General features: G+C 67.9%; 11 protein-coding genes. 7 read left to right on the top strand and 4 right to left on the bottom strand.

Annotated elements, in window-relative coordinates:
• The first annotated feature begins 399 nt into the window (after nucleotides 1-399).
• Nucleotides 400-1344 carry an alpha/beta hydrolase gene (locus tag VGC18_RS01485; protein ID WP_331093488.1) on the top strand — a complete coding sequence of 315 codons (945 nt, stop codon included), beginning with the start codon at nucleotides 400-402 and terminating at the stop codon, nucleotides 1342-1344.
• A gap of 230 nt (nucleotides 1345-1574) precedes the next feature.
• Here VGC18_RS01485 and VGC18_RS01480 read toward each other — a convergent pair whose 3' ends face one another.
• The 3 genes from VGC18_RS01480 to VGC18_RS01470 all read right to left on the bottom strand — a co-directional run bounded on the left by VGC18_RS01480 (nucleotide 1575) and on the right by VGC18_RS01470 (nucleotide 6789).
• Nucleotides 1575-2042, bottom strand: coding sequence for an NUDIX domain-containing protein (locus VGC18_RS01480; RefSeq protein WP_331093486.1), 468 nt, complete (start codon nucleotides 2040-2042; stop codon nucleotides 1575-1577).
• A gap of 47 nt (nucleotides 2043-2089) precedes the next feature.
• Nucleotides 2090-5230, bottom strand: a complete 3141-nt coding sequence (locus VGC18_RS01475) for an efflux RND transporter permease subunit (RefSeq protein ID WP_331093484.1) — start codon at nucleotides 5228-5230, stop codon at nucleotides 2090-2092.
• Between the two features lie 140 nt (nucleotides 5231-5370).
• Entirely contained in the window at nucleotides 5371-6789 is a 1419-nt protein-coding gene (locus VGC18_RS01470; protein ID WP_331093482.1) for a PLP-dependent aminotransferase family protein, read from the bottom strand.
• A gap of 61 nt (nucleotides 6790-6850) precedes the next feature.
• On the opposite strand from VGC18_RS01470, the gene VGC18_RS01465 reads away from it, so the two are divergent.
• From VGC18_RS01465 to crcB, 6 genes are all read left to right on the top strand, one after another.
• Nucleotides 6851-7489: a hypothetical protein gene (locus VGC18_RS01465; RefSeq protein ID WP_331093480.1), complete on the top strand. Its 639-nt coding sequence runs from the start codon at nucleotides 6851-6853 to the stop codon at nucleotides 7487-7489.
• Nucleotides 7490-7596: 107 nt separating this feature from the next.
• Nucleotides 7597-8397 carry a DUF4097 family beta strand repeat-containing protein gene (locus tag VGC18_RS01460; protein ID WP_331093478.1) on the top strand — a complete coding sequence of 267 codons (801 nt, stop codon included), beginning with the start codon at nucleotides 7597-7599 and terminating at the stop codon, nucleotides 8395-8397.
• The gene (locus tag VGC18_RS01455; protein ID WP_331093476.1) at nucleotides 8394-9005 is read left to right on the top strand and encodes a PadR family transcriptional regulator; all 612 of its coding nucleotides are present in this window, start codon (nucleotides 8394-8396) and stop codon (nucleotides 9003-9005) included. Before VGC18_RS01460 ends, VGC18_RS01455 begins: the two co-directional genes overlap by 4 nt.
• 177 nt (nucleotides 9006-9182) lie before the next feature.
• Entirely contained in the window at nucleotides 9183-11273 is a 2091-nt protein-coding gene (locus VGC18_RS01450; protein ID WP_331093490.1) for an APC family permease, read from the top strand.
• A gap of 1 nt (nucleotide 11274) precedes the next feature.
• Nucleotides 11275-11682 (top strand): CrcB family protein, encoded by a 408-nt coding sequence (locus VGC18_RS01445; protein ID WP_331093474.1) that lies wholly within the window; start codon nucleotides 11275-11277, stop codon nucleotides 11680-11682.
• Complete coding sequence (gene crcB / locus VGC18_RS01440; protein WP_331093473.1) at nucleotides 11679-12053, top strand: fluoride efflux transporter CrcB; 375 nt, start codon at nucleotides 11679-11681, stop codon at nucleotides 12051-12053. The genes VGC18_RS01445 and crcB overlap by 4 nt, the downstream gene beginning before the upstream one ends.
• On the opposite strand, the gene VGC18_RS01435 is transcribed toward crcB, so the two are convergent.
• The coding region (locus tag VGC18_RS01435) for a LacI family DNA-binding transcriptional regulator (protein WP_331093471.1) at nucleotides 12050-13038 on the bottom strand (989 nt) is incomplete at its 5' end. The two genes, crcB and VGC18_RS01435, sit on opposite strands and share 4 nt — an antisense overlap.

Below are 13038 nucleotides of genomic sequence, written 5' to 3'. Positions count from 1 at the left end.
TTCACGGGCGCGGCGTCGCCGTGGAATCCGCGGTGCCCCTCGCTGCGGCTGCCCGTCTTGGGGGCGCCGGTGTTGTACTTCTTGGCGGGACGTCCCGAGGACGCCGGCTTACTGAAATTGGCCATGGTGATGCTTTCCGGGTTGTGTTTAGTTGCATGGCAGCGCGCAACCAACAAGCAGCGCTTCTGCTGGAACCCGGGCAATCTTTGGCCAGGACCGTTTCACATACGTGATTTTTCCCGTGTGGTCCAAGGAGTAGTTTGGCCACGCTCTGTAATCAGTACAGAAGGAAACCGGCCCGAAAGACTTACAAACCCATTCGCGAACTTCGCGATGTCTAGAGCCGACTGGACCACGTTACCCGATCTCTCGGCAAAGCGCACTAGATTAGCCGGAAACATGAAGCGTGGTTTGCGTGCGTCGTCGCCGTCGCGTGCGTTGATCGCGCTCGCGGCGGCCCTCGTGCTGCTCCTCGCCGGATGCTCGCCGACCGGAGATTCCTCCGAGCGCCTCAAGCCCACGAGTCAGCCGGTCTACCCCCAGGTCAGGACCTACCCGAACATCCGGGTCACCGAGAACGTGGACTACGGCGGCAAGGCCGGATCGCCGAGTGTTCTGGACGTCTGCCTGCCGAAGGCGACCGCGGACAACAAGACCCTACCCGCCGTGCTGTCTATCCACGGCGGAAGCTGGCGGCAAGGCGACAAGGACAACATCAACTGGCGAAGCGTCTGCCAGTGGCTGGCCTCTGAGGGTTTCGTCACCTTCTCGGTGGACTACCGGCTCGCCCCGCAGCATCCATTCCCGGCCGGTTTCGACGACGTGCGGACGGCGGTGCGGTGGATGCGCAGCAGCGCGACGGTCAACCGGTACAACATCGATCCGGACCGGATCGGCGTCTTCGGCGGCTCGGCCGGGGGGAACCTGGCGGCGCTGCTCGGCACCTGGGGAAGCGGCGGATGGACGACCGGATCGCGGGTCGCCGCCGTGGCGGAGCTGAGCGGTCCGACGAACCTCACCGCGACGGGACGGGAAGCGGACGACTTCGTGCCGCTCGAGCTGCAGTACCTGGCCTGCTCGGATCTCACCGACTGTCCGCAGGCGAGAACGGCCTCGCCGCTCTACCACGTCGACAAGACGGACCCGCCGTTTTTCATCGGTCACTCCCTCAGCGAGCGCATCCCGCTGCAGCAGTCCGCCTCCTTCGTGCGCAGGCTGCGGGGCGCCGGCGTCGACGTGACCTTCGTCACGGTCAAGGGAACGCTGCACTCGATCGCGATGCTCAATCCGGCCATGCGATCGCGCATCGCCGACTTCCTCCGCACCAAGCTCGCCGGCCCCTGAACCCGGGCTGCTTCCCGGTCATCCCGCCGGCTCGTGACGCGGCCCTTCCGCTTCCGAGCCCTCCGACCGACCTTCGCCCATTCGTCCTGTCACGTGAACATGACGTCATGCTCACGTGACATCACGAAAGCGGAGGTCTCGAACCCGGCCGCGACACGCCGCGCCGTCGGGACGACGACCGGGACCACGACCGGAACGACGACCGGGAAACGCTCGCAGACCAGCCGAGCTCAGCGTTCGAATCTGGTGCGGACGGCACCCTCGACCGCGACCCGGATGCGCGCGCGCATGTCCTCGGACATCGCCGGCAGCCCGTCGAGCGGGAACCAGGCCGCCTCGGTGTTCTCGCCGTCGGCGGGGAACGGCTCTCCGGAGACATAGCGGCAGCGGAACACGAGGTCGAGATATTGCGACACGTCGCCGTTCGGGTATCGCACGGGCGGAATGACCCGGACCCAGGAGAGCGACTCCGCCACCGCCACGATGTCCGCCTCCTCGAGCACCTCGCGCTCGGCGGCCACAGCCGGCTCCTCGCCGGGGTCGATGATGCCGGTCACGGGGGTCCACTCGCCGCTGTCCGTCCGCTTCACGAGCAGCACGTCCTCACCGCGCAGCACGACCGCGGTCACGCCGGACAGCCACAGCGAGGCGGTGCCGATCTTCTCTCGAAGGGCGAGCACAAAATCGGGAGTGGCCATCAGACGAGCCTAGACGAACCGGGCGGGCGGGCCACCCGCCGGTGCGCCTACCTCGTCCTCTCGAGCGCGGCCTTCTCCGCGCGGCGATCCATCCGCCGCTCCTTGGCGCCCTCGACCTGGTAGTAGAGCACGGGCAGGACCACGAGCGTGAGGATGGTCGAGGAGACCAGCCCGCCGATGACGATGATCGCGAGCGGCTGGGAGATGAAACCGCCGTGTCCGGTGAGGCCGATCCCCAGCGGCAGCAGCGCGAAGATGGTCGCGAGCGCGGTCATCAAGATCGGCCGGAGCCGGCGCGAGGCGCCGTGGACGATCGCGTCGGCGACCTTCATCCCCCGCTTCCGATACTGGTTGATGAGATCGACGAGCACGATCGCGTTGGTCACCACGATCCCGATGAGCATGAGCACACCGATGAGCGACGGAACGCCGAGCGGGATGCCGGAGATGAGCTGGAGCACGATGGCGCCCGTGGCCGCGAACGGCACCGACACCAGCAGGAGCAGCGGCTGACGCAGGCTCTTGAAGGCGGCGACCATCACCACGTAGACGATGAGGATGGCGGCGAGCAGCGCGATCCCCAGCTGTCCGAAGGAGTCGTTCTGCTGTGCCGTCACCCCGCCGAGCGTCGCGGTCGCGCTCGCCGGCAGCTTCGCCTTGTCGACGGCGTTGGAGACGGCCGTGGAGGCGCTCCCGGTGTTGTCCGTCCCCGGCGTCACCTCGATCGTTGCACTGCGAAGGCCCTTGACCGTCGTGATGCTCGACGGCCCATCGACCGTCTTCACCGTCGCGAGATCGGAGAGCGGGACGATGCCGTGGAGGGTCGGGATCGAGAAGGCCTCGAGCTGCGCGACGGTGGTCGGGGCACTCGCGTTGTCGATGTAGATCGACAGGGTCTTCTCATCGATCACGATCGTGCCGGTCGCGCTGGGGTTCATCGCCTGCGTGACGATGCCGCCGACCTGGGTCTCGCTCAGGCCGGCCGCAGCCGCCTTGGTCCGGTCGATCTGCACGGCGATGTACGGCAGGGACGCGGAGAGGTTGCTCGACGCACTCGAGACCACGTCGAGCTTCTTCACCCGGGTCAGGATCGACTCGGATGCCCGGCGCAGATCGGCGTCGCTGCCCGCCGTGATGTCCACCTCGATATTGCTCGACGCGAATCCGGACTGGGCGGCCGCCACCGTGATGTCCCCAGCGTCACGGATCTTCTTCATCCGGGCGACAACCGTGTTCTGGAGCTTGTCCTGGTCGGCCGAGGCATCCGTCGTGACGGCGAAGTCGGTCGCGCTGCTGCCGGAGAACGCCGATCGGAGCGAGCTGCCACCCGACCCGATCGTGGTGAGGACGGTGTCGACACCGGTGATGTCGCGCAAGGCGGACTCGACCTTCTTCGACGCGGAGTCCTGCGCCGCGAGGCTCGTGCCGAGCGGCAGGGTCTGAGTGACGGTCAGGGTGTTCTGGCCGCTGTTGCCGATGAAGTTGGTCTTGAGCCCCGCCGCGGCGAATCCGCTGCCGACGAGCAGCAGGAGCGCCACGATGAGGACGACGGCCGGAAACTTCAGGGTCCAGCGGATGACGGGGAGGTAGACCTTCTGCAGCCTCGTCGGGGTCTCCAGCTCATCGACCTGGAGAGCGGCGGGGTCCGCCTCACCGCCCGGGACGGACTGCCCGTCCGTCTCTGCCACGGAACCCGTGTGCTTGGGGGACTTCTTGGAGCCGAGGAACCAGTAGGCGAGAACGGGCACGATCGTCAACGCGACGAAGAGCGAGGCGGCGAGCGCCATCGTGACGGTGAGCGCGAAGGGCCGGAACAGCTCGCCGGTGATCCCGCCGACGAGCGCGATCGGCAGGAACACCGCGACGGTGGTGATGGTCGAGGCGGTCACGGCGCTCGCCACCTCGCGAACGGCGTCGAGGATGGCGCGCAGCTTGTCCTCGCCCAGGGTGAGGTGCCGCTTGATGTTCTCGATGACGACGATGGAGTCGTCCACGACGCGTCCGATCGCGATCGTGAGCGCCGCGAGCGTAATGACGTTGAGGGTGTAGCCGGAGGCCTGCATCCCGATGAAGGTGATGAGCACCGAGACGGGGATCGAGATCGCCGTCACCAGGGTCGACCTGACCGAGAACAGGAATACCAGGATGATGATCACCGCGAAGACGAGACCGAGCAGACCCTCCTGGGCCAGGCTGTCGATCGATTGGGTGATGGACGGCGCCTGGTCGGAGACGACCGTCAGCCGGGTGTTGCCACCGAGCTGCTTCTCGAGGGTGGGGATGTCGTCGCGAACCAGGTTCGAGACGGAGACCGTGTTGCCGGACGCCGCCTTGGTGATGCTCAGCGTCACCGCCGGCTTCCCGTTGACCCGGGAGAATCCGCTCGCCGGGTCGTCGGTGACGGCGACGGTGGCGACATCGCCGATCGTCGGGGCGGTCGCCTGGTTTCCGCCGAGAAGCGGCAGGGCGGCCAGCTCGGCCGTCGAGGTGAGCCGGCTGCCCGACTGCACCGTGTAGGTCTTCGAGTCCTCCGTGATCGATCCGCTCGCCAGGAGGGTTCCGTTCGCCGCGAGAGCCGTCTTGATCGCCTGAGCGCTGAGGCCGGAGGCGGCCAGCTTCGCGGCATCCGGGGTGATCGTCACCCGCTGCGAGGCGGCACCGAGCAGGCTGACGTCGCTCACCCCGTCCAACTGCTTGAGGTTCGTGACGGTAAGGGAGGAGAGTCTCGAGGCCAGCGTGTGCTTGTCCATGTCGCTCGTGACGGCGAGTTGCACGACGGGCAGGTCGCTCAGGCTGAAGGTGATCACCTGGGGAGTCACGCCCGCGGGGAGGGTGCTGGAGATGCGGTCGATCGCGAGCTGGACCTTCTGTTCTGAGCGGGCGATGTCGGTGCCGTAGGTGAAGGAGGCCGTCACCGTCGAGGCGGCGGTGTTCGAGGTCGCGGTGGTGCTGTCGAGGTCCTCGAGACCCTGGATCGCGCTCTCGATGGGGGTGCTGACATCCTTGTTGACGACATCCGGGGAGGCACCGGGGTAGCCGGTGACGATGTAGACGGAGGGGAGGGAGAGGGACGGGATCAGCTCCTGCTTGAGGGAGGTGAGGGCGACACCGCCGAAGATCGCGACCACAACCGTGACGAGCGCGATGAGCGCACGGTTACGCAGGCTGAAGACCGACAGAAAGTGCACGTGAAACTCCTGGACTGCATATGGCCGCTAGGCGCGATGAGAGATGACGCACGGCCTCGTGCCCCTGCCCAGAAGTATCGCAGTGCGCGCTGGGAGCGTGCGTACTCTCGGCGGAGTATTAAACGGCCCCATCCGCGGTCTCAGACCACCTCGGCGAGGAAGCTCTGGTCAAGCAGCGGGCCGCGCGCGAGCGAGGCCATGGCGGCGGAGAGCGCAGCGACGGCGCGATCGGTCTCCTCGGCCGAATAGCTGAACGGAATGCGCAGGAACCGTTCGAACGCCCCGTCGATCCCGAATCGGGGTCCGGCCGCGAGCAGGAGTCCCTCGCCGCGCGCGGCCAGGGTCAGCTGCGAGCTGATCGGGGCGCCGAGGTTGACCCAGGTGGTGAGCCCGCCGGCCGGGCGAGGGACTATCCACTCCGGGAAGGCCTCGGTGAGCACCCGCTCGAGGTGATCGCGCCCCGCGCGCAATTGCCCGCGCCGGAGCTCCAGGATCGAGTCGTACCCATCGATGAGGTTCTTCACCAGCAGTTGCTCGACGACGGGGGTTCCCAGGTCCCCGGCACTGCGGATCCTGGCGAGGCGCTGGATGAGCGGCCTCTCCGCCCTGATCCAGCCGATCCTCAGGCCGCCCCAGACGGTCTTGCCGACGGAGCCGATGAGGACGGCGGGGCCGAAGGCGGCGAGCGGGAGCGGACGATCGTGCTCGTCGATGGCCAGCTCCGCCATCGTCTCGTCGGCGACGACGGTCGTCCCCTGCGCGAGCGCAAGCCCCAGCATCCGTTCCTTGAGCGCGGCGGTCATCGACATGCCCGTCGGGTTGTGAAAGTCCGGCATGAGGTAGGCCAGTGCGGGGCTCGTCCGGCGAAGCGCCTGCTCGAGACCGGCCTCGTCCCAGCCGTCGTCCGTCGTGACGTTCACGGGAACCGGCCGCGCACCCGCGAGCGCGAGCGCCTCGTAGGCGTGGGGGTAGCTGGGCGACTCGACCAGGGCGCTGTCTCCCCGCGCGAGCAGGGCGCGGGAGAGCAGGGCGATCGCGTGCTGAGCGCCGATGGTGACCATGATCTGCCCTGGCTCCGTCCGAAGACCCCTGGCCGTGTAGCGGTCGGCGAGCGCGACCCGCAGCGCGGGGAGGCCGACCGGATCGAATCCGGTGCCGCCGAGATGGGAGGGCAGCTCCGCCACCGCACGCTGGGCCGCCTCGGCGATGCCCGGGAGCGCCGTCACCGCGGCCTTGCTGAAGTCGAGATGATCCGCCATGGTCCGCTCGACCGGCAACGGCGCTCGATCGGGCAGCCGGGCGAGGCTGCCCGACCCGCGAAGGCTGTCGAGGAATCCGGACCGTCTCAGCCGCGTGTAGCAGGCGGAGACGGTGGTCCGGCTGATGCCGAGCTGGGCCGCGAGATCCCGTTCCGCGGGAAGTCGCGTTCCGATCGGGATACGTCCGTCGAGGATCAGGAGGCGGATGCGATCGGCGAGCGCGATGTACGCCGGAGCGGAGGCGGAATCCCGCCAGCCCGACAGTAGGGAGGCCAATACTCGCGACGACAGGGCTCTCATGAGGCCACTATAACCAGATTGGCTTCTTGCCTTCGGTCCACTTTGCCCATTGGATGTCTCCATGAGACCGACGCCCCTCTTCCTCCGCCGCATCGCGCAGTTGCTGCTCGGGCTGTTCCTCTACGGCTTCGCCATCGCGATGATGGTCAGGGCGGGCATCGGCGTCTCACCCTGGGACGTGTTGACCCAGGGTCTCTCACGGCAGACCGGGATCGCCTTCGGCTGGATGACCAACCTCATCGGTCTCGTCGTGCTGCTGCTCTGGATCCCCATCCGGCAGAGGCCGGGCCTCGGCACCCTGCTGAACGTCGCGCTGATCGGTCCGAGCGCCCAGTTCGGCCTCGCGGTGCTGCCGGAACAGCACGACCTGTGGTGGCAGGTCTCGCTCTTCGCCGGCGGCCTCGTCCTGCTGGCCGTGGCGACCGGCCTCTATATCGGGGCGCGTTTCGGACCCGGCCCGCGCGACGGCCTCATGACGGGCATCCATCGGCGCTGGGGCTGGCGGATCTGGATGGTTCGGGGCGGCATCGAGATCGCGGTGCTGATCATCGGCTGGCTGCTCGGCGGCAACGTCGGTGTCGGGACCCTCGCTTTCGCGCTCCTCATCGGTCCGATGGTCGGCCTGACCCTGCCCCTCCTGAGGGTGCCGGAGCCGCCCTCCGCCGCGATCGAACCGCTCCGGGTCGACGAAGCGGGCTGACCGCGAGAAAAACCTTGCGCCCCCGCCACTCGAGATATATCGTGAGTTTCACCACAAACACGATATATCGCGAGACGGACCCGCGAGACGGGAGAAAGAGGCGCATCATGGCCCAGGAGAAATGGCTCGTCGATGGCGAGAAGGTGATCGACGTCGAGATGATCCGCAGTCTGAAGGTGACCCTCATCGGCGGCCAGGTGGACATCGTCGGCCACGACGAGCCGGGGGCCAGGGTCGAGGTGCACTCCGTTCGCGGCAAGGCGCTCAAGGTGTCCGTCGACGGCGGCACCCTGGAGATCGACCACCCCCAGCTGAGCTGGGACAACTTCATCGACGTCTTCGCCTCGTTCCGCGGCGGCTCGAGCGCCGACGTGAGCATCATGGTCCCGCGCGATGTCGCCCTGAAGTTCGGCGTGGTCACGGCCACCGCGCTCATCAGCGGGCTGACGGGGGATGCCCGCATCAGCACCGTCAGCGGCGACATCACCGTCGACGAGCACCGCGGTGACCTCGAGCTCAATGCGGTCAGCGGGGAGATCGCCGTGCGCGGCCAGCACGGGAAGATCTCGGCGCACACGGTGAGCGGGGACATCACCGCAAGCGGCGAGATCGAGCGCTTCACCAGCGAAGGCGTGTCCGGCAGGGTCTTCCTCGACATCGTCGGCACGCCGGACGAGGTGCGGGTCAGCACGGTGTCCGGCAGCGTCACGGCGCGGCTCGAGCCGGAGCTGCCGACCCAGTACCGGATCAACACCGTCAGCGGGCGCCTGCAGCTCGACGACCAGGCGGTCACCGGAGTGCGGGGGAGCTACACCGGCAAATTCGGGACGCTGGACAAGAACTGGCTCGCCTTCAAGGCCAACACCGTCAGCGGCAACGTCTCCGTGCTGCACACGGTGCGCGCATGACCCCGCCGGTGTTCGCCCACGGGCATCTGCGGCTGTACCTGCTCAGCATCCTCGCCTCCCAGCCCATGCACGGCTACGAGCTCATCCAGGCGCTGGAGAACAGGTTCGGCGGCACCTACGTACCGAGCGCAGGGACGATCTACCCGCGCCTGGCCAAACTCGAGGAGGAGGGCCTGGTCAGCAAGACGACGGAGGGCCGCAAGACCGTCTACGCCATCACGGAGGCGGGCAGGGCGGAACTCGAGGCCAGGGAGGGCGAGCTGGACGGCATCGAGAGCGACGTCACCGACTCCGTCAGGCGCTTGGCCGACGAAGTGCGGTCCTCCGTTGGCGCGGCGATGAAGACCCTCAGGGCGGACCTCGCGGCGGCCGCGCGCGACGCCCGATCGGATGCGCGCGAGACGGACCACAAGGCCGGGGTCGAACCGGAACGGCAGCTGGCCAGCATGCGGCTGCGCGAGGCGGAGATGGTCGTCAACGAGTTCCGTCATCAGGTGCGGACCGACCTGCGCGGCCTCGCCGCGAGGGGGCGGATCCCGGAGAACACCGTCGAGCTGTTGAAGACCCGGCTCGCCGAGGTCAGAGAGGCGCTGCGGGCGAACGGATGAGCCCCTGGACCGGCCCGTCGCGCCCCCGTTTCGTAACGAACGTCTAACGGTCGGACGCCCGGGCGCCTCGGGCGTCCGGACACGAGAACTGGCGGTACTAACGGATTCTTGACAGTACTTGCAACAGGTGTAGTCTCGCTCCTCGTGACTAACGAAGTTCGGTCGCCTAAACGGTGGCTGATCGGCGAACCGCTGGCTACTGAAAAGCTTGAAGGCCAGCTTCTCCCAAAGCATTTGGCGTTGCCGATTTTTGCCAGCGACGCCCTGTCTTCCGTGGCATACGCGCCGCAGGAGCTTCTGCTCATCCTTACCCTTGGCGGGCTGTCCTTTCTCAGCTTCGCTCCCTGGGTCGCTGCCGCCGTCGTGCTGCTGCTCGTCGTGGTCGTCGCCTCCTACCGTCAGCTCATCAAGGCCTATCCCTCCGGCGGTGGCGATTACGAGGTCGCCCACAAGAACCTCGGCGAGAAGGCCGGCCTCATCGTCGCGTCCGCCCTGCTCGTCGACTACATCCTCACCGTCACGGTGTCGGTCGCGAGCGGCGTCGACAACATCATCTCCGCGTTCCCCGAGCTCAACACCTGGCGGGTGGAGATCGCGGTCGGCTTCGTCATCATCCTCGCGGGGGTCAACCTCCGCGGCGTCGCCGAGTCGAGCAAGGCCTTCGCCCTGCCGACCTATCTGTTCATCGCCAGCGTCGGCGTCATGATCGTCACCGGCCTCGTGCGCACGGCGCTCGGGGACACGCCGATCGCGGCATCCGCGTCGTTCACGGTGAAGAACCCCGCGACGCTCACCCAGATCGCATTCATCCTGCTGCTCCTGCGGGCCTTCGCGAGCGGCTGCAGCGCCCTGACCGGCGTCGAGGCCGTCGCCAACGGCGTGCAGGCCTTCCGCCGCCCGAAGATCAAGAACGCCCAACGCACCCTGGTGCTCATGGGCAGCATCGCGATCGTGCTCTTCATCGGCATCATGGCGCTCGCCCTGCTCAGTCACGTGCACTACGCCGAGAAGGCCTGCGATCTCCAGGGCTTCAAGGACTGCGCCACCGCACCCCAGACCAGCGTCATCTCGCAGATCGCCGCCGCGGTGTTCCCGGGGGCCGGGCACTTCATGTTCTACGTCATCCAGGGGGCGACGGCGCTCGTGCTGCTGCTGGCGGCCAACACGGCGTTCAACGGCTTCCCCCTGCTCGGTTCCGTGCTCGCCCGCGATCGCTACGCACCCAAATCGATGCAGACCCGCGGCGACCGGCTGGTCTATTCCAACGGCGTGCTCGTGCTGAGCGGCGCGGCCATCGTCCTGCTCCTCATCTACCGGGCGAACCTGACGCAGCTCATCCAGCTCTACATCATCGGCGTCTTCGTCTCGTTCACGCTCGGGCAGACCGGCATGGTGATCCACTGGACGAAGATGCTGCGCGAGGGCTGCGCCAATCGCAGCCAGGTGTACCGCAGCAGGGCGATCAACGCGACGGGCGCCCTGTTCACCTTCATCGTGCTCATCGTCGTGACGATCACCAAGTTCACCCACGGCGCCTGGCTCGTGTTCGCGATCATGCCGGTGCTGTTCTACCTGATGCTGCGGATCAACCGGTACTACCGTCAGGTGGCCGAGGACGTCGAGGTCGACGCGACCACCACCTTCGGCGCGACCGGGGACCACGCCCTCGTGCTCGTCGGCACGATGCAGAAGCCCATGCTCAAGGCTCTCGACTACGCGATCGCGGCCCGCCACGAGAGCATCGAGGCGGTCCACGTCAACATCGACGACAAGGAATCGGAGACCCTGTCGAAGCAGTGGGACGAGATGAACATCAAGGTGCCGTTGCGCATCATCCCCTCCCCGTACCGCGACGTCGGCATCCCGCTCATCAAGTACATCAAGGCCCGCAGGGCGGAATACGGCGCCGAGGTCGTCACCGTCTACACCCCGCAGTACATCGTCGGGCACTGGTGGGAGAACCTGCTGCACAACCACAAGGCCAGGCGCATCCGCCAGAAGCTCATGCTCTGCCACGGCGTCACCATCGCGCTGGTCCCCTGGCTGCTGGACTCGTCGAAGACGCTCTACGACAAGCCGTACCGCCCGCTGCCCGGCCAGGACCGGAGCGGCCAGCCGCGCCGTCCCGTCATGCGGATGCCGCTGCCCCCGGCAACCCCCGTGAACCGCGGACGGATGTCCTCCGAAGGGGCGAGCGAGAGCTCGGTCGATCGTTCGGCGCGGCTGAACGAGACGCCCGCGCCGCTCGAGACCGGCGCGAAGAAGTAGCGTGGCCGGCTGGCGCGAGCTCGTGGCGGTCGCCGTCGGCGGGGGCATCGGAACGGGCATCCGGCTGGGACTGGACACGGTCCTCCCGCACACCGACACCACGTTCCCGGTGAGCACCCTGCTCATCAACATCGTCGGGTCGTTCCTGCTCGGCCTGCTCGTCTCCACGCTCTGGACGCGGCCGACGATCCCGTCCTGGCTCAAGGCCGGTCTCGGCGTCGGCACGATCGGCTCGTTCACCACCTTCTCCGCGCTCATCGTGTCCCTCCTGACCGAGGCGGACAACGGGCTCTGGATGCTCGCCATCCTGTACCTCGTCCTGACCCTGGTCCTCGGCTTCGGCGCCGCGGCGCTGGGCATCCGCCTCGGCGGTCGGCGCGTCCAGCGCCCCGATCTGGTGGACGAGTGAGCCCGGCCACCGTCGCCGCCGTGCTCGTCGCGGGGGCGATCGGCGCGCTCGGCCGCTACGGCATCTCCCTCGCCCTCGCGAAACGGTCCGGATTCCCCTGGGCCGTCCTCCTCGTCAACGTGATCGGCGCCGCGATCGGGGGAACCGTCTTCGCCCTGACCGAGGCCGCGGCGATGTCCACCCAATGGCACCTGATCGTGCTGACCGGCATCGCGGGTGGCCTGACCACCTTCAGCACCTGGTCGGTCGAGACCATCCAGCTCATCCGCCTGGACAGATGGCGCGCGGCGCTGCTGAGCATGACCGCCAACCTGGTTCTCGGCCTCGCCGTCGCGATCGGCGCCTTCCTGGTGACCGGGGCGCTCGTCTAGCCCCCGGAGATCGCCGAGGGCTCCCTGGGGACAAGCCGCGGCGTCACGAGCCGGTGGCGGGGCTCGTTCGACCCGGCCGTGCGGTCGAGGATCTCGTGCCCGCTCGGGCCCAGGAGCAGCTCGAGAGCACCCGCGGCCACCTCGTCGAGTCGCTGCTCGATGCTCGGGAGCCCGATCGCCTCGGCAACCGGGGTGTTGTCGTAGCCGATCACGGGGATCCCTCCGCCCACCGCGATGAGCGCCCCCAGGGCGAGAGAGTCGCTCGCGCTCACGATCGCGTCCACCCGCACTCCCGACGCGATGAGCGCGGCGATCGCATCCCTGCCCTGTCCGACGCCGTCCTCCGCGCCGATCTCGAGCGCATCCAGCTCCGCCGGGCTCAGGTCGCCCGCGGCCATCGCATCGCGCCAGCCACGCCGCCGGTCGTCCCCGGTACCTGAGGGGCTCGGCCAGCCGAGGTAAGCGATATGGACGGCGCCTGCGGCGAGCAGGTGTCTCGTCGCCTCGTTCAGGCCGCTCCATCCGTCCACGTCCACCCACAGATGGCGGGGATCGTTCATGTCGTCCACACCCCAGGGACGCCCGAAGGTGACGAAGGGGACGTCGTTCTCGATGAGCCACTCGGTGCGCGGGTCGCCGTAGAACGTCGAGGTGAGCACAAAGCCGTCGACGTCGGCGCCGTCGCGCAGCCGCTTGATCTGCCGAATCTCGTCCTGCGGGTCCGTCGCCGTGAAGAGCATGACCCGCAGGCCGCGGCGATCGGCCTGTTCGGTCAGCGCGTGCAGGAAACGGTCGAGCACCGAGCCGGAGATGCCGTTGGTCATCGGATCGAGGCGGATGCCGAGCGTCGAGCTCTTGCGGGTCCTGAGCCTGCGGGCCGACGCGTGGGGCCGATAGCCGAGCTGGGCGATGGCGGCCTCGACCCTCTCCCGCGTCGCCGGCCGCACCAGTTCCGGCGAGTTCAGCACGTTCGATACCGTCTGCC

It is taken from the genome of Lacisediminihabitans sp., assembly GCF_036404185.1.
Lineage (GTDB): Bacteria > Actinomycetota > Actinomycetes > Actinomycetales > Microbacteriaceae > Lacisediminihabitans.
Note: the sequence above shows the minus strand (reverse complement) of the source record. Positions and strands in the feature narration are given on the sequence as shown.

Excerpts from the sequence above, each read along its gene's own strand:
- VGC18_RS01485 (WP_331093488.1), top strand. The coding sequence starts at position 400 with ATGAAGCGTGGTTTGCGTGCGTCGTCGCCGTCGCGTGCGTTGATCGCG.
- VGC18_RS01480 (WP_331093486.1), bottom strand. The coding sequence starts at position 2,042 with ATGGCCACTCCCGATTTTGTGCTCGCCCTTCGAGAGAAGATCGGCACC.
- VGC18_RS01465 (WP_331093480.1), top strand. The coding sequence starts at position 6,851 with ATGAGACCGACGCCCCTCTTCCTCCGCCGCATCGCGCAGTTGCTGCTC.
- VGC18_RS01460 (WP_331093478.1), top strand. The coding sequence starts at position 7,597 with ATGGCCCAGGAGAAATGGCTCGTCGATGGCGAGAAGGTGATCGACGTC.
- VGC18_RS01470 (WP_331093482.1), bottom strand. The coding sequence starts at position 6,789 with ATGAGAGCCCTGTCGTCGCGAGTATTGGCCTCCCTACTGTCGGGCTGG.
- VGC18_RS01455 (WP_331093476.1), top strand. The coding sequence starts at position 8,394 with ATGACCCCGCCGGTGTTCGCCCACGGGCATCTGCGGCTGTACCTGCTC.